The organism is Streptomyces noursei, from assembly GCF_016917755.1.
Lineage (GTDB): Bacteria > Actinomycetota > Actinomycetes > Streptomycetales > Streptomycetaceae > Streptomyces > Streptomyces yunnanensis.
Genome location: NZ_CP070326.1, coordinates 1485373 through 1508554, shown reverse-complemented (window position 1 = coordinate 1508554; position 23182 = coordinate 1485373). Strand labels below are relative to the sequence as shown.

The window sequence follows — 23182 nt, the reverse complement described above, 5'->3', positions numbered from 1 at the left end:
GACGCCCTGGGGTTCAACGCCGCCAGCGGGGCGCGACCGGGCCTGTGGGACTGCAACGGCGCCGAAACCGGAAGTGGACCGTGACCCGCTGACCCGCCGCACCTAAGGTCTGTCCGATGGGGCGAGGCCCCGGCGACCGCTCCGTTCCTCTGACGAGGCCTCATCGGCCTTGCTGGTGACTGTGGTTGTGGGAGTCGTTGCGGGGTTGGCTGAGGTGATCGTCTCCGGTGTGGTGGCGGCGGGCGGTGGGGGCTGCCAGCGACGGGCCAAGTAGGCGCAGAGCACCAGTTGGAGGGTGTGGTAGAGCATCAGCGGGAGCACCGTGATCCCGATCCGGTCCGGTGGGAAGAGCACGGTGGCCATCGGCAGACCGCTCGCCAGGCTCTTGTTGGAACCGCAGAAGACGGCGGTGACCCGGTCGGTGCGGGGCAGGCGGATCAGGCGCGCGGTGCCGTCGGCCAGGAACAGGACCAGGCCGAGCAGTGCCAGGCAGATCGCGGCCAGCAGGAGCAGCCGCGGCGGCGGGACGCGGTGCCAGATGCCCGTGGTCATGCCGTGGCTGAAGGCGGAGTAGACCACGAGCAGGATCGAGCCGCGGTCGGACAGGGTGGTCAGCGCCCGATGGCGGCTCAGCCAGTCGGCGATCCAGCGGCGCAGCGCCTGTCCGGCGAGGAAGGGCACGAGGAGTTGGAGCGCGATGTCGACGATCCGGGCGGGGGTGATGGCAAGGGCGCCCGGCCCGGGGCCGCTTCCGGTGTGGCTGATGAGGGTGACGGCCAGCAGCGGGGTGAGCACCACGCCGAGGACGGTGGAGAACGACGCCGAACAGATCGCGGCGGCCACGTTGCCGCGGGCCATCGAGGTGAAGGCGATGGCGGACTGGACGGTGGAGGGCAGCACCGTCAAGAAGAGGACACCGGTGGCCAGTTCGGCGCTGAGCACGGTCTCCGGCAACAGCCCGACCGCCAGTCCGGCCGCGGGGAAGGCCAGGAAGGTGAGGGCGAGGACGGGGAGGTGCAGCCGCCAGTGCCGTACGCCGTCCAGGGCCGCTCGGGGGGAGAGCCGGGCGCCGTAGAGGAAGAAGAGCAGACCGACCGCCAGGCGGGCGGTGAGCGAGACGCCTTCGGCGGCGGCCCCGTCGGCCGGGGCGACCGCGGCCAGGCCGATGACACAGAAGAGCGCGACGATGTACCAGTCGACGCGGCGCAGCAGGCCGCGCAGGACCGGGTCGGTGGTTCCGGGGGAAGGGTGCGGCACGGTTTCCTCCGGGGGAGGGCAGCGGTGCGCTGCGGGCAGGGCAGGGCAGGGCAGGAGCAGGGGAGACGGGGCAGGGGGCCGCGCCGGGCGGCCGGTCGGGGTGCCGGCGCGACCCCGCTGTCCGGGCCTTTAGGCCGCGTGCGGGACGGTGCCTGGGCCGGTGTCGGTACGTCCGAGGGGCGTCAGTGCGTGGCCTCGGCCGGAGCCCGGTCGTGGTGGCGGCTGATGTTCTGCTCCAGCAGCGTCAGGCACTCGCTGACGCCGACGGCGCCCGGAACGTGTTCGGGCAGACGCCCGTCGGCCTGTTTCAGTTCGGCCAGTGCCTGGTCGATGGCCGTCTGGGCGGCAAAGAGGCAGGGCGTGCTGTAGATCGCGACATCGACGCCGAGCTGCTGCAGCTCGGTCAGCGACAGTCGGGGCGACTTGCCGCCCGCGATCTGGTTGAACAGCAACGGCTTGTCGCCGATGACGTGGCGCACCTTGTGGATCCAGTCGACGCTGCGCACGCCGTCCACGAGGATCACATCGGCATCGGTCGCGGCCAGGGCCTTGGCCCGGCGCAGGATCTCCTCTTCTTCGGTGGCGTCGGTGCGGGCGACGACGACCAGGTCCCGGCGGGAGCGGAGGACCAGGTCGAGCTTGGCGAGGTACTCCTCCAGCGGCAGCACCTGCTTGCCGTCGACGTGGCCGCAACGCCGCGGACGCTGCTGGTCCTCCAGGATCACCCCGGAGGCGCCGATGGCCTCCAACTGCTGGACGACATGGCAGGCGGTCTCCGGGTCGACGTAGCCGTCGTCGATGTCGACCAGCAGGTGCTGTTGCGGAAAGGCCATGCGGAGCCGCTGTACGAAGGCGACGATGTCGGGCCAGGCGATGAAGCCGATGTCCGGCAGGCCGTAGTGGGACGCCGCGAAGCCGAAGCCGGAGACGAACATCCCGTCGTAGTGGCGCGCCGCCAGGGACGCGGAGAACATGTCGAAGACGCCGATCAGCGGGGTGGTGCCATCCGCCTGGATCGCGGCTCTTAATCGGTTGGGGTGGTTCACGGTACCCTCCGATGCGTGGTCGCGTGGACTGCGCGTCGCGACCGACCCGTTGCCTGCCAAAGCGGTGGTCGGTGCGATGCGTCACGGGCCGAACCAACCGGGGGCACGCCGCTCTGGCGTGCCCCCGGTTTTGTCATGCCTGAACTGGCCCGTTCGGTGAGCGGCTTTGCGCTCTCCGTGCCAGAAGGTTAGGAAAAGTGTTGGTAATGGCGCAACCATGGATTAGTAATGACCGCTGGTAGGCGTCGCTTTTGAGCCGTTCGGTGGGCGGCTCTCCGGCGGGCCGGGCAGGCCCTTTGGGGCAACGTCGGTGACGGTGTGGCGGACAGGGAATGCCAGGTAATGCCAGGGAAATCCATCGACTGCCGGCGGCTGTCGACAGACGGCCTTTCCGCAGGTGGGGCCGTCGAGTTGGTGCCGTGTCGGGCCATCGGTATCGGGTTCCCGGCCGCTTCGGTGCCGATCCGTTGGAAGGCCGTGGGCGCATGGGCATTACGGCGGATGACTTCACCTGCCGCGGTGTGCGACCTACGGCCGATGTCATGCGGTGTCTGGAGGGTGAGTCAAGGGCGCTGCAGTTGCGACCGCAGGTGGATGAGCGGAAAGGCGTCCTTCATGAACGATGGTTCTGCCGCGGTGCACTCGCCCAAAGCGCCCCAACTCCCAGGAGAATTCCATGCGTTCTTCGTCCTACCGCAAGATGGCAGCAACATTGGCGGCACTCGCCGTGCTGGGCACCGTGGCCACGGCGTCGGCCGCGTCGGCCGACGACAGCGGCAAGAGGCCGCAGTCAGGACCCGCCTACGCGAAGGTGACCGGTAGTGCCGAGTTCGCGCTGCCGTACGTCAAGGACGACGACATCCGTTCGTTCACCTTCGACGCGTCCGCCGCGCCCTACAGCAGACCGCTCCCCGGCATTCCCACCGGCCTGCCTACCGATGCCCGCGGCACGGTGAAGATCTCCCACTACTCGGCCCAACGCCATGTCACCTACACCTCGGAGGGACGGGTGGACTGCCTGGTCACCGGTCCGCACACCGCGACCCTGACCGCCGTCATCACCAAGGTCAGCCCCGGTGGACCGCCGTGGGTGGGCAAGCGGATGGGGTTCAGCGTCTACGACGGCGGCAAGGACGAGGGCGGCAAGGGCCACGGCGGCAAGGAACGAGGCGGCTCCCGCGACCGGGTGGGATTCTCCTGGAACGGTGTGAACCTGTTGCCGGGCACCGCCGCGGCGCCGGAGGCCGAGGTCGGCACCTGTATGGCGCCGGCCCCCTACGCCCCGGTCACCAAGGGGGGATACACCGTTCAGCACGCCGACCTGCTGCCGCCGCCCCAGGGCTGACACCCGAGGCCGTCCGTCGATCAGGCTACGCATTGCGCAGCACGAGTGGATCGTGCGCTCACGACAGCCGGTGGTGTGGCACGCGATGCTGATCGTTGTCCCTCCCGGTGCGCGGCCCGCCCGGTCCTGACCCGCTACGGGGGTGTGGGGCAGGACCGGGGCCGGCGGGGAGGGGTCCCGGCCGTGGGCGTGGGCGTCAGAGACGCTTGGCGTTGCGGAGCAACTGGGCGTAGAAGCCGTTGCCGTCGAGTCGGGACACGCCGCCCGTGTCGCCGATGGTCGGGCCGTTGACCTCCTTGCGGCTGGAGATGAAGACCTTGTGGCCCTCGGTGTCGGGGCCCAGGTACAGGCCCACGTGGTCCAGGCGCTCGCCGGTGTGCCGGTCCATCTTGAAGAACACCAGGTCGCCCGGCTGCAGCACGTCGATGTTCTGCGGGCGTGCGTACCAGGGGCCCGGGCCGGACAGCGGGATGACGTCGGCGCCCAGGTGGGAGCGGCCCATGCCGTTCGCGGTGCGGGGGAGGCCGTCGCCCTTGCCGTCGACGGGGGCGAGCGGGTAGCGGGCCCGGTAGCCGAAGACCAGCCGCATATAGCCGGAGCAGTCGACGGCGCGGTAGCGGGCCGGTTCGGGGCGCTTGGCGGTGCCGTCGCGGAAGGTGTAGGGGATGCCCAAGTAGTCGAAGAAGTCCGACTGTTCGAGCAGCGGCGTGCCGCGGTGCCTGGACAGGTCGGGGTTGACCGGGCCGAACTTGGCGTCGCCGGCGTACGGGATGCCCTGCGGGTCCTTCTTGACGGGTGCCCCGGCGACGTACTGGAAGGCGACGGCGAAGAGATCTTCCTCCTGGCTGCCCCGGTACTTCCGGAACCAGTCCTGGAACCAGCGTTCCTCCTCGGCCCCGGCACGCCACGCCCGGGGCATCAGGCGCACCCAGTCCTCGGTGACCACGCGGGTCGCGGTGTTCGCGGATTCGTCGAAGGTGCGCGACGGGCCCTTGAGCGTGGCGGTGCGGGACCGGTCCGTGAAGGTGGCCAGGACCTGGCCGCTCTCGCCGCGCAGCACGCTGCGGTCGGGGTTCTTCAGGCGCTCCCAGGTCTGCCCGCGCTGCCGGTCGGTGGCCGGGCCGGTTAGCGGGGTGTCGGTGACGGCCTGGGCCCGGGGCGCCTTGTCCTGGGTGTCCCTGCGCAGTTCCACGGTGAGGTAGGCACTGCCGGCCACGAGGGAGAGGGCGGTCAGGGCGTGCAGCAGGGGGCGCTTCTTGTGGGGCATGCGGTGAGGCTCCCGGGCGATCAGGCGGACGGCATGACGCCGAGGAGGATCCCGGCGGTGAGGACGACGTAGGCCATGAGCGTCACCGAGCCCGTGGCCAGGAGGGTGGGGCCCTTGGGCTGGCGCACCAACTGGTAGGCGATCAGGCCCGGCACGATGAAGCCGAGGGTCTGGTTCGCGTACATCAGCGGGAACTCCAGGGAGAGCACGATCATCACGGTGGCCTGGAGGGTGACGCCGAGCAGCACGACCGCGGCGAACAGCCGCTTGCCGTAGAGGATCACGTACCGCTGCATCAGGAGCGTGCCGAGGTAGGTGAGGGCGGTGACGCCGAGCACCATCGCGGCGCGCTGGAGGTCCTCGACGAGGGTCAGGGCCAGCCAGCCCGGGGTGATCATGCCGCCGGGGGAGAGGTTGGTCGTCAGATAGCAGATCAGGGAGAAGAGCAGCCCGATCGCGATGCCGATCGCGGCGATCTCGGGGGTGAGGACGGAGGGGATCAACGGTGCTGTTCTCCTAGGGTGTGCCACTCCTCGCGCGCCTGGGGACGGCGCTGGTCGGGGGCGAGGCGCGGTGTGTACAGCGGCGCGGTGCCGTCGTGCGGGGTGGTGTTCCCGCCGGTCTGGTCGGCGGGGCCCTCGTCCGGCGCGAGCCGCGCGAGGTGCTCCAGGAGCAGTTCGCCCTGGCCGTGGATGTTGCCGATGGCGACGAGCGAGGAGTCGGGGCCGAGCCGGCCCAGCAACTGCCCCATGAACTCCTCCGGATCGCGCCGGTCCCCACCGAGGTCCACCGCCCGGTCCCGGAAGGCGGCCGGGATCGCGTCGATGGCGGACTTGGCCGGGTGGCCGATGACGAAGACCTGCTCCGGGTCGAGGTCGGGGATCAACTCGCCCATCTGGCCGTTGCGTTCGACGCGGTCCGGACGGCAGTTGACGACCACGTGGAGGGGGCGGTGGATGGCGCCCAGGTCGAGCAGCTGGTTGATGTTCATCAACGTCGACTCGGGGTCGTTGGCCGCGAAGACGTTGGCGAAGCGGAGCCGCTTGCCCTCGGGCGTGCGGTACCGCTCCACGGAGAGGACGCCGGGGTCGGGTGGGGCGTCGTACATGCCCTGGAGCGCGGTGCGGCGGTCCACGCCGAGGAGTTCGGCGACGGTCAGCGCGATGGCGACGTTCTCCTTGAAGGTGAACCAGCTGAAGCCGCGCAGCTCCTCGTCGCTGACGGTGTCCGGGTCGGCGTAGACCAGCCGGCAGTTCCGCGCGTCGGCCTCCTCTTGGAGGATGCCGAAGCGGTCCTTCTCCGCCGTCACGCAGATGCCGTCCACCGGCATGGAACGGGACAGCGAACGCGCCACGTCGTCCAGGGTCGGCCCCATCTCGGCGAGGTGGTCCTCACGGACGTTGCACAGCACGCCGATCGTGGACCGGATCAGCTTGGACTGGTTGATCTCCTGGAGCGCGGGCATCACCGCCATGCACTCGATGACCAGGGCGTCCGGCCGGTAGGCGGCGGCGCGGCGCACGATGCCGATCTGCTCGACGACGTTGGCGATCCCGAACTTGCGGTAGACGGGCTCCTCGGTGGCGTCGGGGTGGATGAAGCGGGCGGCGGTGCCGGTGGTCTTGGCGACGGTCGTGAGCCGGCCGCCGCGCAGCGCGCCCGCGCACAGGCGGGTGATGGAGCTCTTGCCGCGGATGCCGTTGACCAGGACGCGGGTCGGGATGCGGTCGAGGTTGGCGAAGTGCCGCCGCTGTTCGACCACTCCGGCGATCAGCAGCACGGCACCGCACACCACGAGCACGGTGTAGAGGAAAAGCACGGTGTCAGGGGGTCCTTCCGGCCGCGGCCGAGGCGCGCGGGGCTCCGTCGTGCGGGCGTTGCTGGTGCTGCAGCTGCTGGCGGATCAGTTCCAGGCTGCGGGTGACGGCGCCCACCTCGTCGTGGTGACGGGGGAAGAGCACGGTCCTGCGGTCGCCGTCCGCCAGCCGCTCGGCGTGCACCGCCAGGGCGCGCAACGGCCGGACCACGACGATGTGCAGCCAGCCCAGACAGCCGGCCGCCGCGGTGACGCCGAGCAGACCCACCAGCACCGTGTGGTTCTGCCGGGTGTACTCGGGGATGGCGAGCGCGGAAGCGGGCTGCGAGCTGACCACCGTCCACGTCAGGTCCTGGGCCGCGCCGCCGCCCGTGAACGGCGCGGCGGCGACGATCCGCACCGTGCCGCCGTCCCGCTGCACGGCGGCCGACGCCTCCTTCGCGGCGACCAGCGGGGCGAGGTGGTCGGGCCGTCGCTGGAAGGCCCGGTAGCCGGTGTTGCTGCCGATGACCCGTCCCCCGGCGTCGACCACGCGGACCTCGCCGAGGCCCGGGCGGCCGAGGAGCCCGTTGAGGAAGTCGATGCGGAACTCGCCCACCACGGCGGTGCCGCGGCGGCCGGGGAGCTCGGCGGTGGCGGTGACGACGGGCTTGGCGCCGCCGTGCCCGCTCACCTGGAACCGCTTGTCGGACGGGCCCTTGCCCGGCGCGGTGTGGGGGGTGCGGCCGGCCTTGGCGAGGATCTCGCCGTCCGGCCCGAGTACGAACAGCGACTCGTAGCGCGGGTGGTCCTGTGCCGCGCGGGCCAGGACGGTCCGCATCGCGTCGGGCGAGGTGCGCTCGCCCATCAGGTCGGCGACGGCGGCGAGGTCGGCGTGCCCCTCGTCGAGGGCCCGGCGCATCCGGTCGCCGAGTGTCGCGGTGCGCGTCTTCTGGTCGCGGACGGTCTGGGTCGGGATGCGGACGCCGTCGTCGGCCCGGTTCAGCAGCAGCATCAGCGGCACCGACCAGGCGAGCAGCAGGACCGCGCCGACGGCGAGCAGGGCGCGGGCGCCGAAGCGGTGCCGCCGCGGCGCGGCCTCCGCGGTGGACTCGGCCGGGGCGCCGCGCAGTTGGCGGCGCAGCCGTTCCAGGGCCGCGCCGATCCGTGCGGCCTCGCCGGACCGCGGCACGGTGACGGGGCGCGCCAGGTCACCGCGGGTGAGGCGGCGGCTCTCCAGGAACAGCCGGATCAGCGGGCGCTGCACGGTCGACAGCAGCAGGAGCACCGCGAGGCCGCCGATGAGCAGCAGGGCGACCGCGGCGGCCAGGCCGAAGGCCGGACCGGCGAGTTGCCCGGTCGGAGCGGCGACGCGGACCTGGGTGACGACGGTCAGGCCGAGCCCGGCGGCGCCGGTGGACTCGCCCGGGGTGGCGCCCGCCAGTGAGGCGTAGCCGGCGACGGACTGCCCGCCTTCCGAGGCGCCCGCGGCGAGGTGGCCGCTGACGCCCGGGTAGCCGCCCGCGCCCGGCTGCTTGGCGGTGATCGGGTTCTGCTTCGCCCGCTCCGCGGCGGTCCCGGCGAACGAGGCGAGCCGCTCCCGGTCCGCCGCGTCGCCCAGCGCGCCGCGACTGCCGACCACGCGTCCGTCGGCGTCGACCACACCGATGGCACGGTGCGCGCCGAGGGTGACGCCCGGCACGTTCAGGCTGCTCGCGCCGATCAGGAGTTGCTGCGGTCGCCCGTCCCAGGACAGCAGGGCGAGGGTGAGCAGCCGGGACTGGCCGTCGGGGAGCCGCACCACGCGCGGGGCGAGGCCGTCCGCGCCGTCGAGCCGGGTGCGGTCGATCGCGGCGAGCGGGACGTTCTCCCCGCGTGCGCCGAGGAGTTTGCCGGACCTGATCTCGATGACGGCGGTGCCGCGCCACTTCTGGTAGACGCTGCCGACCTTGTCCAGGACGGTGTCCGGCGACGCCGGCGGGCCCTGGTTGAACAGGGCGGCGGTGCGGGTGAGGTCGGTGCGCGACTCGTCGAGCGAGGCGCGCAGCGCGATCGCGGCGTCCTCGGCGACGTACTGCTGTGAGAGGCGCACGGCCTCCGGCACCCGGACGTTGTCGGGTGTGCCGAGGGTGAGTGCGGTGATGCCCGCGAGGGACAGGACCAGGGCCGACAGCACGGCGATCGGTGGACGGATCCCGCCGATGAGGGACATGTCTGCTCGTCGGCGGACCTTGTGTCGTCGCTTCGGACGCGAAGCGGCCACCCCGTGCTCCTTTCACCAATCCTGAATCCGCACGTCCACCGCCCCATGCGGAGGTACGCCGGAGGTGCGCGGAAGCGCCCCGGACACGTGCGACCCGTAGGGTAAAGAAATGGTTGTGAATTTCTCAAAAAAAGTGAAATTGCTCTCCGGGGTGGCGTTACAAATCATGACAAAGGGGTGCATACAGGCGAGTGAGTGGCTCCCCGTATCGTTGGTGTGGCCATGACTGCGCACCGGAAGTCCCCCACGACCCTCGCCGCTTCGGCGGCCGTCCTGCTCGCCCTGCTCGCCTCACTCGTCGCCTGCGGCGGCTCGGGCCGTACGGGCGGCTCCGCCGCGCACGACGCCGGGGCGACGACCCGGCCCGGCGATGCGGCGGAGCCGAGCGGGGCCCCGCCGGTCCGGCTCGACCGCCGGATCGCCGCCTACGCCGCCGGGTTCTCCGAGCACACCGGATACCAGCAGCCCCGCCGCGACGACCGGCGGACGATGGCCGAGGCCGTCGGACTGGTCCTCGACGGCCGGCGCGACGCGGCCGCGCAACGGCTGAACACCATCGACTACCAACTGCGCGTCGAAGTCGACGCCGCCACGCACCGCCTGTACGCGGAGATCTCCGACCGTTCGACGCGGAACCCCGCCCCCCGCGGCTGGGGCCGGGTCTACATCGACCTCTCCGCGCCGGTGCGCTGGTCGGTCCAGGTGCCGCACCCGGTCGCCGACCGGCACACCGAACTGCTCGGCGCGCGCGTGCTGCTGAACTCCCCCGGGGGCGTCCTGGTCATCGCGGGCGCGCACCGTCGCGCCGGCCGCGACGGCGCGGCCGACGTCGCCCACCGCCGCGACACCGTCTTCGACGCCGTCTGCGACGAACTGGCCGCCCGCGGCCTCCCCGGCATCCAGGTACACGGCTTCGCCGACGACTCCGCCCCCGGTTACGACGTCATCGCCTCGCCCGGTATCGGGAGCGCCGGCCGCGCCGACGGCCGGGCCCTCGCGAACGCCCTGACCGACGACGCCTTCCAGGTGTGCCGGGCCTGGCTCCGCTCCTGCCCGCTGGAAGGCACCGAGAACGTCCAGGGCCGCGCGGCATCCGACCGCCATATCCCCTTCCTGCACGTCGAGTTCGCCAACTCCGTCCGCACGGACAACCGACGGCTGGACCGCGCGGCATCCGCCGTGCAGACCCTCACCCGCGAGTGGACCCGGCACAACCCGACGACGGGACGACGCTGACCGCGGCCCGAGCGACGCCGACGACTGCCCGGACGAGGCCGACGACGGTCCGGACGACGAGGAGAAGTACCGCGTCCTGCTCCCCGGGACGGCGCAGGCCGCATCTCCTGCCACCGGCCACGACCTGCCGTACCACCACCTGCCGTACCACCACCTCTACCTGGCCGATGCGGAGACCTTCGCCTCCGTCGGCCTGACACTCCTCGGCATCGGCATCGGGGTCCACGGGGACGAGGACGCGGAACCCCGGCCATGCGAAGAGCCGTTCCGGATCCCGGCCCGCCATGTCGCCGGCGTGGAAGTCAACGGCCACATCGCCAACTTGTTCTTCCGCGAGTACCCCGACCTCTCCGACTCGGTCCGTCAGAAGCTGAAGCTCATCAGCGCCGCGGACGTTGAGCGGGCAGTGGCCTCGAAGAAGCTCACCAACGTCTCGTAGGCCCCCTTCAGATACTCGGGCTCGTCCTCGTCCTCGGGATCCCAGATGTTGGGGTACACCTCTTCCTCGGTCATCCGAACCGGGTCGTAATGGGTGACCAGCCGCTCCCACGGCAGCGCCCGCAGCCTCCTCGCCGTGTCCCGGACGCTCTCGACGTCCCAGATGAACAGCGAACCTTCGTCGTCTATCGGGTTACCGTCCATCAGGAACTCAAGGGGCTCATCGGCCTCGCCGAGCAGGAACTCCAGGCCGGCCCATGCCTTGTCGAGGTATGCCTCGGGGTTGTCCGGCCGGATCTCGTCGATCTTCCAGAGGAAGTCCCGCGCCCACTCGGGGTCTTGCTCCGCCCTGTCCAGTTCCTGCGGCGTCACGCAGGTGAACGAGATGACCATGCCCATGAAGGCAGCCCCCATCATCGAGTCGAGATCGATCCATCGCTACGAAGAACGAGTGTTCCAGGCCCCACTGACAGTCCGAGCCGACAGCCCGAACGAGGATGTGGACACCGGGGCAAGGCGGCCATCGCGCCGCGTGCGCGCGCGGCGCGGCACGGATCAGAAGTGGTGGCAACCGGTCGGGCACGCAACAGAATTGGCCAGTGCCGAGCAAAGCCAGGCGAAGTATGGGTGTGCGTCCCTACCATGATCACGCCGTGCCCGTCGGCGCGGTGTGGCGGAGCGACAGACGAGGGGCGGGGCTATGAAGCCACGGTTCGGCATTCTGGTGATGGTCTGTGTCATGGCATCGGGCGCGGTGGGTACGGGCCCGGCCCAGGCTGCGTCCACGTCTGCCTCTGCGCCGGCGTCGGTGCTGCCTGCCCGTGCCGCCGTCCAGGCGGAGATCTTCGCCACCAACAACACCGATCAGATCACCGACCCGGCCGACCCGCGACTCAGGACGCGACTGATCCGATTCGACCGGGAGGTGCGGGACGTCATCCGCTCCCATCACGCCCGCGCCGGCAGTTCCCGCCTCCTGGACGGGGTGTTCTGGTCGTCGGAGCTGAAGAAGACGACGTACGAGCGGTCGCGTGAGTTCGATGTGAACCGTGTCTCCGCCGACGGGCTGCACCACATCGCCGGTGTGCTGGCCAAGCAGTACCACCAGGAGTCGGTACTGACCTTCCGCTACCTGCCACGGACGGCAGCCGACACCAATGCGGTCGACATCGAGGCGCCGGGAGTCGACGCACGACGCCTGCACGATGCGCTGGTGGCCGACCCGGTCGTCCGCGACCGGCTGGGCGGCGGCTCCGTCACCACCGGCGGGCGGCTGGTCCTGATCGCCCCGCTCGACGACCTCGCCCTGGCCCGGAAGTTCGTCGCCGGGCTCGGCGTCGACTGGGCGACGGCACGGGTGCGGTACGGGGCGGAGGAGTTCGTGAGCTAGGGCCGGTCGTCAAACTCCCGCCTGCCTCGCGACGCCTGGCACGCACTCCCCCACGCCTTGAGGGCGCGGGGGACCCCCATGCTGCGTTGTCGGGCTCATCCCGGTACGCCCGGTACCGGGATGCCCCTCCGCCTTGAGATCGCACGCACCAGACGCCGCGAGGCCCGCCCTCCGGGCGAACGACGGGAGTGTGACGACAGGCCCTAGCCCCCGTACGCCGGCCGCCGGACCTCCGTTCCGGGTGGGGTACGTTCGGTGTATGAGGTACTTGATGGGATCCCCGGTGGCCCAGTGAGCGGATGGTGGAGATACCTGGAGGACCGGACCCGTCGGGAGGTCGATGCGCACGTGCTGTGCGACCGCCGGCTGATGGCGGTCAAGGCCGTGTGGGACGCGCTGCGCCCGCTCGGGCTCGATCTGCACGAGGCGGAACGCGTGGTCCACGCGCGCTACGAGGTCCTCGGCGATCGCGTGCGGCACGCGCTGCCCGATCCGCTCGATGTCCGCTCACTGGCAGCCCGTGCGGCCACCCACCCGGGACGGGTGGCCGCGGTCGAGGCGCGTTGGGACGGCGACACCGTCCATGACTGGTTCGTGCTCCTGGTCGCGGTCTTGGCGGACCCGTCCGGGGAAGGCCACTTGGCGACCGTCCACCACCGCCCCGGCGGGTCTGCGCCGGGCGTCGCTGCCGCCCAGGCAGGACGAGCCTTGGCCGACCATCTCGGAGTGCCGTTCCACTTCGCCTCCCCGGATGCCCCGGACGTCCCGGATGCCCCGGACTTCTCAGAAGTCTCAGAGGCCAGACGCCCCTGACTGCCGGGCCCCGCGCCGGCGGGAAGACCGGTGTCTGGCCGAAGGCACGTGAACGTGGCCGCGCGGGGCATCTCCGCGATCCGCCGTTCGGTGTCCGGGCGGTGTGGGCGATACGGGAGCGTCACCAGATGCCGGGGATGAGCCTGCGGGTCCGGGTGGCGTAGGACCGGTACTCCTCACCCAGGGCGTCGAGCAGCATCCGCTCCTCGACGTGGATGCGGTACCCCACTGCGATCAGGGCGCACGCGGTGAACACCAGCGCGGATACGACGTTGTCGGTGAGGAGTGCGAGATCCAGGCCGGCGACCAGGATGCCGGTGTAGGCGGGATGCCGTACCCAGCGGTACGGTCCCGAGCTGACGACCCGGTGGCCGTGTTGGATGTGCACGGTGCCGCGGAAGAAGCGGCCCAGCGTGACGATGGCCCACAGGCGGAGGCCCACTGCGGCCCAGGCCACCAGGAGCACGGTGACTTCCAGGGGCGGCGCGTTCGTGGAGTACGACAGGCCGGGCAACGCGCGCCGGAGCGGCGCCGCCAGCGCGATTCCGCCGCCGAGCAGCACCGGGAAGATCAGCAGGCTGAGCCACTCGGTGCGCTCGGTTCGCGCACTGCGGGTCCGCTGTCGGATCTGGAGCAGGATCTCGGCCGCCGCCCAGACCCAGATGGTGAGGGTGAGTGCGGTGTTGATGACGTGGTGCACCACGGCACCTCCCGGACGTCCAGGATCCCGTACCTCGCCACGGGATCGCGCGATGTCACCATCGCACCCGGACCGGGTGGAGCGGCTCAACTCATGGGTGGAGAGGGGGGTGGAGAGCCCCCGCATGCCGTTTTGGGGCGCCGGTTTCTTCGTGCTTTATTCCCCCGAAGCGGTCCCCGTCGGGCGCGATCCAGGGGGGTACTCGAGAGTAGTGGGCCACGGCAGTCGTGCCCTGATGCTGTGGACCAATCCAGGGCCTTGTGTGAATTCTGCCTTCCGTTTAAAAACCTGGTGTGTGCGGTGAGTGAAGGGTGTGCCGTTTCGTTCTTCTCGACCCGCGCGAGCGTGCAATCTAAAGCATGGCGGGAGTCGTTCAAGGGACTCCCACCGCAGTGCGCCACGCATTGCGACTCACTTCTAGAGAAAAAGGACGCTCATCATCATGAGCAACACCTCCGGCATTGAGACCCGCGAGATAGCCGACGACGACCTCGACAACGTCGCGGGTGGTCTCTCCGTCAGCGGCTCCCTGAATGGCCTGACCGCCACGTTCGCCCCGGGCCCGAATGGCCTGCCCATCCTGACCGGTGGCTCCGTGAAGTCCCTGAGCATTACCGTCTCGGACATCCCCCTGGGCCCGATCGGTCACTGAGACACCACCTGCGGCTGAGATACGGCTATAGCGCGGTGCTCGGCCGATGGGCCCCGCAACCGCCCCGGGTGGATGTGGGGTAATTCGGGGTCCTGTGTGACGTCGGCCTTCAAGACCTGATGGTGGTCTTGAAGGCCGACGTTGTCGTATGGGGTGGTGGTGGACGATGTCCGGGCCGCCGAAGGGGAGTTGACGGGCCGCCTGTGCCCCTGGTGGGGCGGGGGGCCGGGCCCGCGCTCCGCAGCCCGCCCCTTAAGGCTCCCGCCGCTCCTCGGCCTCGAACCTCGCGTACAGATCGCGGTCGCGCCACGAATCGGAGAAGGCTTCCAGCATCGCCTCGTAGAGTCGAAGATGGCTGACGTCCCTCAAGGGCGCGGAGATACGGCGGGAAATGGCTTCTTCCACCGCAGGCCACCGCAACTCGTGCATGACGAAGGAGACCAGTTCGACGACGCCTTCTCGCATCGAATCGATCAAGGCGACGAGTTCTGCCTCGAATTGCGGTTGCCGGTCGGGGGTACTCCGCAGTAACTCAAGTGCGCGCTCCAGATCTGTTTCAAGAACCTCAACTCCGCATGAATGTTCGGCGGAATCCAGGACATCTTGAACGATGCTCTGAAAGCGCGTGAGGGGATCAGCAGCCGGGCTTTCCCCAGGCGGCGTTGTACTTCCCATCCGCATTGAGTCCGTTTCTGTTGAATGCGTCGACGGCCGCCTTCTGTGCGCGTGCCCCGTAAGGCCGGTAGTGTCCGGACTTGTTGTCGAGATAGACGACCTGGCCGCCCTTGGTCTTGAACTCGCCGGCGGCCAGCACCGGGTTGCCGCGGGCAAGGTTGATATGCCCTGCCGTTCTCTTGCCGATGACGAGATCGCCGTTCTCCAGCACCACGTAGAGGTAGTTTCCGGAGCGTTCCAGCGCGGTTTTCGGCGGAATCGGCTTGAACCAGTCGGGCTTGTCCTCGGGAATCAGGTTCGAGAAGGAGTGCGGGTCGTCGTCGCCGTCCTGGGCGAGCGCCCATGCCTTGCCCGCCTGTGCGTGGTACGCGTGGAATCCGCCGGTCGAGAGGCTGGCGCTGGGGCGGAAGCCGTTGGCCTTGCTGCAGCCCGTGTTGTCGCGTTCCCGCTTCACGCCGTTGACGAGCTTCTGGACCTCGACCGTGGCCAGTGCGCGTGCGGTGATCAGCCATTGGGCGTTGTAGGGGATGCGGTACTGGACCGGGCGGCCGCCGTTCGCGCGGGAACGGGCCTGGGCGTCGGCCTTCTTCTGGGCCTCGACCGACGCGAAGACCGGTCCGGCGCCCGGATCGGAGCACGACAGGTCGCCGGAGACGGTGGTGCCGGCGACGGCGAACGAGCTCGGCGAGCTGGTGCAGCGGCCGGCGGACCTGCCGTCGATGCTGAAGGAGGCGGTCATCACGGCGGTGACCTGGCCGCCCGTGAGGCGGCTCTTCGCGCTGGTGGTGATCTGACCGACGAAGCCGCTGTTCGCGGTGCACCCGCCCGAGCTGCACTTGACGGTTCCGGAGCCGTTGAGGGCCAGGGATATGCCACTGTCGGTGGCGTCGCTGAGCTCCTTGGTCTGCTTCTCCAGGTTGCTGAACATCGGCTCGACGGCATCGCCGGTGACCGGGGCCAGGTCCATGCCCTGGGAGTCACTCCCCACGAGCGGGCCTTCGGTGACCGTCGGGGTCTGCGACGGATCCTCGCCGGAATCCCGCGCCGCCATCGGCCTCATCGCCGCCGAGAGCGGTCGCGTCCCCGCGGTGGAGCCACCGGTCGACCGCGACGGCCCGTAGGGCTCCAGGCGCAGCACGCGGTACGGCTTCTGGGCCGTGATGAGCAGTCGGCCCGCTGGCGTGTCCGCCGCGAGGGCCGCCGTGCCGTTCACCGTGGCGGGTCGCTGGGCCGATGCACTGGGTGACGGTGCGTCGGCCATGTCGTCCAGGAGCCCGGAGAGCAGCATCGCCAGCACGGCCGGGGACGGTGTGCGCTTGACGACGTCGTCAGCGGAGCCGGAACTGCCGTCCCCGGCAGCCCATTTGTTCGAGTCCGTGGCGCCGGGCGAGTCCTGTCTGCGGGTGAAGGTCTTGCCGCCCACGTGCAGGATCGCGCGGTCGAGCCGGCTGCCGTAGCCCGTGGTGCCGTAGCGACTGCCGGAGGCGGTGACCGTGATGTCGCGTTTGCTGAGGCCGGCGGAAGAGGAGTCCTTGTACTGCAGTCCGGGGGCAGCGGCCAGCTCGGCCAGGGCCTGTTGGAACGGCTCCAGGTTCTGCTTGGCCGCCGCCGGCTGACGCGGGCCGGAGGTGTTGTTCCAGAGCAGCACTCCGGCCACCAGGGCCAGGACCAGTGCTCCGACCGAGCCGAAGAGGAGAAAACGCCCGCGCCGCCCCGAGGGGTGCAGCCGCTGCGCCGGGCCGCCGGCCGCCGGTTCCGAGGCCGGGGGCCCGTAGGGGAAGCCCTGCGGAGGGACGCGCGGGGCCTGCGGTGGTGGGGGCGGTGGTGGCCCGAAGGCGCCGGGTGGCGGACCGAACGGGCCGGGCTCCGGCGGCCCTTCCGGACCTCCCGGCTGCCGTCCCTGTGGTGGCCACTGGCCGTCCTGGCGTGTCGGCTCCGTCATGGATTCCCCCTAGGCCGTCGGTGTCGACGCAGTGATGCCCTCATGCCACCGGCGCTCTTCGATTCCCCAACTACCCTGAGAGCAGGGGAGGTTCATTGTTCAGCACGGGTGGCTTGGCCACCAGATCGCCGACACGTCGAGGTCATCCGCCTGGTCGCAGGGTAGGGAGCGTGAGTGAAATGGGGATGAAATCGAGAGCTGTTGGGCGTCGAGGTCGGCATGGGCGGCCCTCGCCATGGCCGGCGGCGACGGCCGCGCGTGGCCCGGGGGAGCTGGACCCGGCCCTCGCGGAGCATGTCGCTCACGACGTACGCCACTTGGGCCGGAGCGGAGACGACACGGCCCAACTCACCCTCCACAACGCCGTATCCGTCGTATCCGCCGCATCCGACGTGTCGGTCAGCGCGGACGATGCGTAGGACGGGGGCGACGGGGAGGACGCACGCCGCCGACGGTCCGTCGTGCCGCTGTGCGGGTGGCCGGCGGTCACCGAAGCGGGAGCCCCACACCTGCCGGGCACGCATGGTGAACATCGAGTCGCGTCACGCGACCGGGGGTGTGAGGATGGAGCTGACATGTGGGGCTGCCACAGTCGCCACCGTGCAGGACGCGGGCTATTGCTTCATGCAACGGTTGGTGCGCCGCGTCAAGAGTTGAATGCACCTTTTTCCTGAATTTTCAAAAAAAATCCTTGTTTGCGACGTTGGGGCGACGTAATGTCGAGAACGTCGTAGCCAGGCGTTCCGTCTGGGCGAGCCTGATGGACCCACCTTGCGGGCGCACTGAATCGCCACCGGAAAGACGATCCGGGAAAGGGTTGCGGCAAGGCTCGATGCACAGGAGGCGAAGATGACCTTCAAGGCACTCTTCCCCCGCTACCGCGTGAATGACCGGGGCCGTTACGTACGCGGCGGTGGCTGCGGTGACTGGGGCTGGTGCGACGATGACGACTACGGCTACTTCCGTCGTCCCTTCCGGGGGCGCGGCGGCAACGTCGTCGTCATCATCCGCTGAAAGCTCGATCCGCTGTCATGGCACTCGCCTGACTGTGAGGGCGACGCCCTCCTGGGCCGTTGGTCCTCCTCGTGCCCGGCGCGCACCGCAGGATGCGGCTCGCGCCGGGCGTCGGACTGCCGCCGAACCGTCCGGCGGCACCCGCTGATACAACGACTCGACGATCTCCAGACACCACCGCGATCGAGAGCGAGCCGCTCCAGGATCGGCTCGACTCGCCGGACTTGTCCGAATGTGACAGGGACGCACTGGACGGGCGTTGGCCACGCTGGTCCACTCCTCCTGCGAGCAGGACGTCGCGCAGGTGCTTCTCTGGGCGGCCACGACGTTCGGAGACCGGGGTGCATTCTTCGAGTCCGCAGGCAACTGGCCCGTCGAGGGGAGACCGAGCGGCTCCTGGGCGCCATGCTCGGCGGATCAGGGGGGCGAACCGAGCCTGTCCGCGCCCGTCGGCGCCATCGAGGGCGAAGGCTCCGGAGTCGTCGTGACCACCCGTCACGGCGAACACATCGTTGTGCGGTGCTGCGCTGTCGCCCTGCCGCTCAATGAGCAGAAGCACCTGATGGAGACCGCCAAGACCTGGGCGAGGGGCAGGGGCGAGATCGAGCCCTTCTGTGCCTTCGCGCCCGTGGGGAAGAATCCCACCAGGTCCGCAGGGCACGGCACATGACGATGCTGCGACGCTCGTCGAGCAGTGTGATCCCGACGACGGCCGAGGGCGTGTTCGCCAACGCGTTGCAGAAGGTGGTTCGGCCGCGCCCGTGCGCACCGCGCGCTCCTGGTTCGTCACACGCGCTCCTCAACCACAATCAAAGGGGATGGTATGAGTCTGTATGACTATGTCGTCGTCGGTGCCGGATCGGCGGGCTGTGTGCTGGCGGCACGGCTGTCGGAAGACCCCGGGGTCCGGGTGGCGGTGATCGAGGCGGGCGGCCCCGACACCGCCCAGGAGATCCACATCCCGGCCGCCTTCCCCCAGTTGTTCAAGTCCGACCTCGACTGGGACCTCGACTCCGAACCGGAGCCGGGGATCGGCGGGCGCCGCACCTATCTGCCCCGGGGCAAGACGTTCGGCGGCTCCAGCTCCATGAACGCCATGATCTACATCCGGGGCAACCGCGCCGACTACGACGGCTGGGCCGCGGCCGGGGCCACGGGCTGGTCGTACGCCGAGGTGCTGCCGTACTTCCGGCGCGCCGAGGACAACGAGCGCGGTGAGGACCAATTCCACGGCGTGAAAGGGCCGTTGACCGTCAGCGACGGCAGGTCAGGACACCCGCTCGCCGCGGCCTTCGTGCAGGCGGCCACGCAGGCAGGGCACCGGGCGAACGACGACTTCAACGGCTCCACGCAGTTCGGCGTCGGGAACTACCAGCTCACCCAGCGCGGCGGCATGCGCTGTAGCACCGCCGTCGCCTACCTGCACCCCGCTCTCGAACGGCCCAACCTCACCGTGTTCTCCTCGGCCCTGGCGCACCGCGTGCTGATCGAGGGCGGTCGGGCGACGGGGGTGGAGGTGGAGCGGGACGGCACCGTCGAGATCGTCCGCGCCGAGCGCGAGGTGATCCTCTCCGCGGGCGCCTACGAGTCCCCGAAGCTGCTGATGCTGTCGGGGATCGGGCCCGCCGCCGCACTGTCCGCGTTAGGCATCGACGTGGTGCGCGACCTGCCGGTCGGCGAGGGCCTGCAGGACCACTACATGACGCTGCTGAACTTCCGTACCGAGGTCGAGTCCCTGATCAGCGCCGCGAGCCCGGAGAACGCCGCACTGCTGCAGAGCGAGGGACGCGGACCGCTGACCTCCAACCTCGGCGAGACCGGCGGCTTCTTCCGCAGCCGGGACGGCCTGGCCGCCCCGGACGTCCAGTTCCACGCCGCCGCCGCGCTCTACCGCCAGGAGGGGCTCGGCCCGGCCGCCGAGCACGGCTTCGCCTTCGGCCCGTGCGTGCTCGCCCCCACCAGCCGCGGCAACGTGACACTGCGCTCCGCGCGCCCGGACGCCGCGCCGCGCATCGTGCACAACTACCTGACGACGGCCGAGGACCGGGACTGCATCGTCGCCGGCATCCGGATCGCCCTGGAGATCGCGGCGCAGCGGGCGATCACCGACGTCGCCACGGGGCCGTTCGCCGACATGCCGCGGGACTCGGACTCCGACGCGGAGCTCCTGGCCTGGGCGCAGCGGTCCGGACATACGCTGTACCACCCGACGTCGACCTGTGCGATCGGTGCGGTGGTCGACCCCGAACTGCGTGTGTTCGACGTGGCGGGCCTGCGGGTCGTCGATGCCTCGGTGTTCCCGACGGTGCCGCGCGGGAACACCAACGCGCCCACGATCATGGCCGCGGAGAAGGCAGCCGACCTCATCAAGGGCAGCACCGGCAACGGCGCCGCGGGAGCCGTGCGATGACGATCCCCTGACCGGCGGCCGACCAGTCGTGGGCGATCGCGCGCACGCGTCCCGGAGCCGAGGCACCCGCCGTCGGCTCCGGGACGTGCGTGATCAACAGCGCGGGGACCGCCCGCCGAGCGAGCGCGTCTGTCCGTGGCACTCGTCGATCAACTTGCTTATGCTCGCGCCTGATTGATGGCCGATCAGGCGTCGTACCACGTGATGCCGTCGCCGCCGTCCTGGCCGATGGTCTGCGTCATGATGTTGCCGTCCTGCCAGTACTTGGGGTGCTGCTTGAGGAAGCCGGGGATGGACTGGAGCGAGGTGGCGTCGCACGCCAGGTCGGTGCGGATGCAGAAGCGCTGCACCGGGACGCCGTCGAACTTCGTCAGGCCGGCACCCGTCGACGTGAATCCGAGGGCGCTCCAACCCTTCGGAACCCGGGACCAGACGCCGGTGCCGGGCTGCATGGGGTCGGCGTACAGCATGCCGTTCACCTGCGAGCGGGGGATGTCGGTGCCGCCAGCGGCTATCGTCTGGAGCACCTGGTCCGCCACCTGTGCGCCCTGCGAGTAGCCGACGATCGTGAAGCGGGCGTTCGGGTCGCGGCGGTGGGTTTCCTCAGCGGCGGCCAGCAGGTTGCGGTACCCCTCGCGCACGCTCGCGTCGTAGCTCGGCGCGTTGACGTCCGGGGCGTTCTGGCCGTTGAGCCAGGGGCCGGCGCTCGCCGGGTAGCAGACCGGCACGGGGATGCCGCCGTTGAGGTGCTTGTTGGCGAAGGCGTAGGTGGAGGTGCAGTCGGGCGACGGTGCCGCCGAGCCCGTGCCGCCGACCTCCAGGTAGTAGTGGCGCACCGGATCGGCGTGGGCGACGGTGGGGGTGACGGCGGTGACGGCCATCATGGCCACCGCCGCACCGATCGCCTTCTTCCATGTGCTGAGCAAGGTCATCGCTCTGCTTCTCCTTGAGCTGGTTCGGGCACAACAGCTGTGCCACGAGCAGACGTTATCCGCTGGCGTTGGAATGGGGATGAAACCGCTGGACGCGTTGACGGAATTGACGGGGACCGGTCGCTGTCATTCCTGTAGCGCTTCCGTTCGAAGGCGTTCGGCGAGCGCAGAGAACAGGTAGAGATTCGGTATTTTGGACCCCGTTGGGGTCAGTGTGTGGTGCTTTCCGTGGAGGGTGAGCGTGATGGCCCCGTTCTTCATTGCGAGTTGCTGCACCTGGGGCCATGGCACGGAAAACCCTCCCCAACCGACCTTTTCCGCGGTCAACCAGATATCCCCGAAGGCGAGGTGCTCGCCTTTGCGAAGGGCCGCCCATGCCCGCGGAAGCTGGGCATGGGCGACGGCCCGTTGAATCGCCGGCCCCCATTTTGCCGCCTCGCCGTCGTCCGGTCTGCGATACAGCACGATCCGTTTCCGTTCGACGTCGGTGAGCGTATAGGTGCAGGAGGTGCCGACGAGCGCCGAGATGCCGCGCGGGCGGGCGCTGTTCTGGAACACGGCGGTGGCGTCGTAACGGACGACATGAATCCGCCCCTTGACGGCCACCGTCATTCCGCTTTCGTAGAGGTCCAGTCGGGCGTTCGCGCACACCTTCGGCGCGGACCATCTGCCGTACCGGGCGAGGGCCGGCAGGAGCCGGATCGCCCGGACCGGGCCGCCCTGCGCGGGGCCCCGGAGCACGGTCGCCGTATACGTGGCGAGCCGTCTGCCGAGGTGTGCGCGGCCGGCCGCCGCGGAGATCCGCGCCAACAGCAGCTCCTCACCGCGGGTGCGCGGCGTCGGTGCGGTCATGGCGTGGTGGGGGCGAGGCGGGCGTCGCTGCCGCGCACGATCATCTGCTGCGTCTGCCTGAGCAGTCGGCTCGGCGACACCCCCAACTCGTCGGCCAGACGCCGCCGGGTGCGTTCGAAGACGGTCAACGCGTCGGCCTGCCGGCCGGTGCGGTACAGCGCGCGCATCAGCATCGCGGCGACCGGCTCGTTCAGCGGCTGCGCCACGGCCAGGGCCCACAGCTCGCTGATCGCCTCGGAGTGCCGGCCCAACTGCAGCTGCCAGTCCAGCTTCCGCTGCACGAGGGCGATCCGGCGCTCGGTCAGCCGCAGCCGCTCCAGTTCGGCGAACGGGCCCGGCAGCCCGGCCAACGGCTCCCCGTGGAACAGGTCCAACGCCCGGGTACAGATGCCGACCGCCTCGGTCAGCTCGCCGGCCCGCTCGGCCACCCCGGCGGCGGTCACCAGCTGCTCCATACGCGCCACATCCACCTCGACCGCGCCGGGGACCAGCCGGTAGCCGCAGCGATCGCGCTGGATCACCGAGTCCGTGGCGTTCTCCGAGCGGAGGATCTTCCGCAGCCGATAGATGTACACCGGCACCACTTTCGTGATCGGCGGCTCCAACCCCCACACCCCGTCCAGCAACTCCTCCTGGCTGACCGTCCGGTCCGAGCAGAGCGACAGCGACGCCAGCACGGCCTGCTGACGCAGGTGCCCCAGGTCCACCGGCTGCCCCTCGCGCCAGGCCCGCACCGGCCCGAGCACGGAGATCCGCACCTGTGGCTCGGGTGCCGCGCGCAGGGCGGTCCGCGGCTCCGGGCTCGCCGCCACGCGAGGGCCGCGGCCGGGGACGACCAGCCCGCAGTCGAAGGCGTGGACGATGGCGGCGGCCCGGTCGCGCAGTTCGAGCTTGGCGAGGATCCGGGCGAGGTGTCCGTCGACCGCGCCCTCGGACAGCGTGAGGGTGTCGGCGATCTCGGTGTTCGTCAGACCGCAGCCGACCGCGTGGAGCACCTCGCGCTCCTTGTGCGTGAGCGGGGGGACGGTCGGTTGACCGAGGGTCGCGGTGGTCGGCATCGCGGGCTCTCCTGACGTGACATGACGTGAAGCGGTCGGGCGGTTGCCGTCGACGCTGGTCCCGGAGCGGTCCGTCGGACAGGCCAGCAGACCGGCC

The 23182-nt window shown here is 70.3% G+C and carries 22 protein-coding genes; 9 read left to right on the top strand and 13 right to left on the bottom strand.

The window, feature by feature from the left end:
- Nucleotides 1-102: 102 nt before the first annotated feature.
- Together JNO44_RS06480 and JNO44_RS06475 are read right to left on the bottom strand one after the other, a co-directional pair.
- Complete coding sequence (locus tag JNO44_RS06480; protein WP_205362183.1) at nt 103-1257, bottom strand: bile acid:sodium symporter family protein; 1155 nt, start codon at nt 1255-1257, stop codon at nt 103-105.
- Between the two features lie 182 nt (nt 1258-1439).
- The gene (locus tag JNO44_RS06475; RefSeq protein WP_205362181.1) at nt 1440-2303 is read right to left on the bottom strand and encodes an isocitrate lyase/PEP mutase family protein; all 864 of its coding nucleotides are present in this window, start codon (nt 2301-2303) and stop codon (nt 1440-1442) included.
- Nucleotides 2304-2979: 676 nt separating this feature from the next.
- Between JNO44_RS06475 and JNO44_RS06470 the strand changes: the two genes are divergently transcribed.
- A complete protein-coding gene (locus JNO44_RS06470; RefSeq protein WP_205362179.1) occupies nt 2980-3648 on the top strand; it encodes a hypothetical protein in 669 nt (222 codons plus the stop codon).
- Between the two features lie 196 nt (nt 3649-3844).
- On the opposite strand, the gene JNO44_RS06465 is transcribed toward JNO44_RS06470, so the two are convergent.
- The 4 genes from JNO44_RS06465 to JNO44_RS06450 are packed head-to-tail and all read right to left on the bottom strand — an operon-like array spanning nt 3845 to nt 8922.
- A complete protein-coding gene (locus JNO44_RS06465) occupies nt 3845-4915 on the bottom strand; it encodes an NlpC/P60 family protein (protein ID WP_205362177.1) in 1071 nt (356 codons plus the stop codon).
- A 20-nt stretch (nt 4916-4935) separates the two neighbouring features.
- Nucleotides 4936-5418 carry a poly-gamma-glutamate biosynthesis protein PgsC/CapC gene (locus JNO44_RS06460; RefSeq protein ID WP_067355194.1) on the bottom strand — a complete coding sequence of 161 codons (483 nt, stop codon included), beginning with the start codon at nt 5416-5418 and terminating at the stop codon, nt 4936-4938.
- Nucleotides 5415-6734 (bottom strand): poly-gamma-glutamate synthase PgsB, encoded by a 1320-nt coding sequence (gene pgsB, locus JNO44_RS06455; RefSeq protein WP_205362176.1) that lies wholly within the window; start codon nt 6732-6734, stop codon nt 5415-5417. Before pgsB ends, JNO44_RS06460 begins: the two co-directional genes overlap by 4 nt.
- A 4-nt stretch (nt 6735-6738) precedes the next feature.
- Nucleotides 6739-8922 (bottom strand): HAMP domain-containing protein, encoded by a 2184-nt coding sequence (locus JNO44_RS06450; RefSeq protein WP_205362175.1) that lies wholly within the window; start codon nt 8920-8922, stop codon nt 6739-6741.
- Nucleotides 8923-9195: 273 nt separating this feature from the next.
- On the opposite strand from JNO44_RS06450, the gene JNO44_RS06445 reads away from it, so the two are divergent.
- On the top strand, nt 9196-10209 hold the full coding sequence (locus JNO44_RS06445) for a hypothetical protein (protein ID WP_205362174.1): 1014 nt from the start codon (nt 9196-9198) through the stop codon (nt 10207-10209).
- Nucleotides 10210-10285: 76 nt separating this feature from the next.
- Nucleotides 10286-10648 carry a DUF6924 domain-containing protein gene (locus JNO44_RS45060; protein WP_420882740.1) on the top strand — a complete coding sequence of 121 codons (363 nt, stop codon included), beginning with the start codon at nt 10286-10288 and terminating at the stop codon, nt 10646-10648.
- Here the strand turns inward: JNO44_RS45060 and JNO44_RS06440 are convergent.
- Nucleotides 10573-11046 carry a YfbM family protein gene (locus tag JNO44_RS06440; RefSeq protein WP_205362173.1) on the bottom strand — a complete coding sequence of 158 codons (474 nt, stop codon included), beginning with the start codon at nt 11044-11046 and terminating at the stop codon, nt 10573-10575. The genes JNO44_RS45060 and JNO44_RS06440 overlap by 76 nt on opposite strands.
- Before the next feature lie 301 nt (nt 11047-11347).
- Between JNO44_RS06440 and JNO44_RS06435 the strand changes: the two genes are divergently transcribed.
- Nucleotides 11348-12037 (top strand): hypothetical protein, encoded by a 690-nt coding sequence (locus JNO44_RS06435; protein ID WP_205362172.1) that lies wholly within the window; start codon nt 11348-11350, stop codon nt 12035-12037.
- A 291-nt stretch (nt 12038-12328) separates the two neighbouring features.
- Nucleotides 12329-12850, top strand: coding sequence for a hypothetical protein (locus tag JNO44_RS06430; protein ID WP_205362171.1), 522 nt, complete (start codon nt 12329-12331; stop codon nt 12848-12850).
- Nucleotides 12851-12971: 121 nt separating this feature from the next.
- Here JNO44_RS06430 and JNO44_RS06425 read toward each other — a convergent pair whose 3' ends face one another.
- Nucleotides 12972-13553: a methyltransferase family protein gene (locus tag JNO44_RS06425; protein WP_240167453.1), complete on the bottom strand. Its 582-nt coding sequence runs from the start codon at nt 13551-13553 to the stop codon at nt 12972-12974.
- A 439-nt stretch (nt 13554-13992) separates the two neighbouring features.
- On the opposite strand from JNO44_RS06425, the gene JNO44_RS06420 reads away from it, so the two are divergent.
- Nucleotides 13993-14202: a hypothetical protein gene (locus tag JNO44_RS06420; RefSeq protein ID WP_067355202.1), complete on the top strand. Its 210-nt coding sequence runs from the start codon at nt 13993-13995 to the stop codon at nt 14200-14202.
- 252 nt (nt 14203-14454) lie between these two features.
- Here JNO44_RS06420 and JNO44_RS06415 read toward each other — a convergent pair whose 3' ends face one another.
- The gene (locus tag JNO44_RS06415; RefSeq protein WP_205362170.1) at nt 14455-14877 is read right to left on the bottom strand and encodes a hypothetical protein; all 423 of its coding nucleotides are present in this window, start codon (nt 14875-14877) and stop codon (nt 14455-14457) included.
- Nucleotides 14837-16819, bottom strand: a complete 1983-nt coding sequence (locus JNO44_RS06410; RefSeq protein WP_205362169.1) for a hypothetical protein — start codon at nt 16817-16819, stop codon at nt 14837-14839. The genes JNO44_RS06415 and JNO44_RS06410 overlap by 41 nt, the downstream gene beginning before the upstream one ends.
- An 849-nt stretch (nt 16820-17668) precedes the next feature.
- Between JNO44_RS06410 and JNO44_RS06405 the strand changes: the two genes are divergently transcribed.
- The 3 genes from JNO44_RS06405 to JNO44_RS06395 all read left to right on the top strand — a co-directional run bounded on the left by JNO44_RS06405 (nt 17669) and on the right by JNO44_RS06395 (nt 20243).
- Nucleotides 17669-17833, top strand: a complete 165-nt coding sequence (locus tag JNO44_RS06405) for a hypothetical protein (RefSeq protein WP_159425973.1) — start codon at nt 17669-17671, stop codon at nt 17831-17833.
- 259 nt (nt 17834-18092) lie between these two features.
- Nucleotides 18093-18503 (top strand): hypothetical protein, encoded by a 411-nt coding sequence (locus JNO44_RS06400; protein ID WP_205362167.1) that lies wholly within the window; start codon nt 18093-18095, stop codon nt 18501-18503.
- A gap of 153 nt (nt 18504-18656) precedes the next feature.
- Complete coding sequence (locus JNO44_RS06395; protein ID WP_205362165.1) at nt 18657-20243, top strand: GMC family oxidoreductase; 1587 nt, start codon at nt 18657-18659, stop codon at nt 20241-20243.
- Between the two features lie 185 nt (nt 20244-20428).
- Here the strand turns inward: JNO44_RS06395 and JNO44_RS06390 are convergent, their stop codons facing one another.
- The 3 genes from JNO44_RS06390 to JNO44_RS06380 form a co-directional block, all read right to left on the bottom strand.
- Nucleotides 20429-21175 carry a cutinase family protein gene (locus tag JNO44_RS06390; RefSeq protein ID WP_205362163.1) on the bottom strand — a complete coding sequence of 249 codons (747 nt, stop codon included), beginning with the start codon at nt 21173-21175 and terminating at the stop codon, nt 20429-20431.
- A 126-nt stretch (nt 21176-21301) separates the two neighbouring features.
- Nucleotides 21302-22027: a DUF6585 family protein gene (locus JNO44_RS06385; RefSeq protein WP_205362161.1), complete on the bottom strand. Its 726-nt coding sequence runs from the start codon at nt 22025-22027 to the stop codon at nt 21302-21304.
- Entirely contained in the window at nt 22024-23085 is a 1062-nt protein-coding gene (locus JNO44_RS06380; protein ID WP_205362159.1) for an AfsR/SARP family transcriptional regulator, read from the bottom strand. The genes JNO44_RS06385 and JNO44_RS06380 overlap by 4 nt, the downstream gene beginning before the upstream one ends.
- Nucleotides 23086-23182 lie beyond the last annotated feature (97 nt).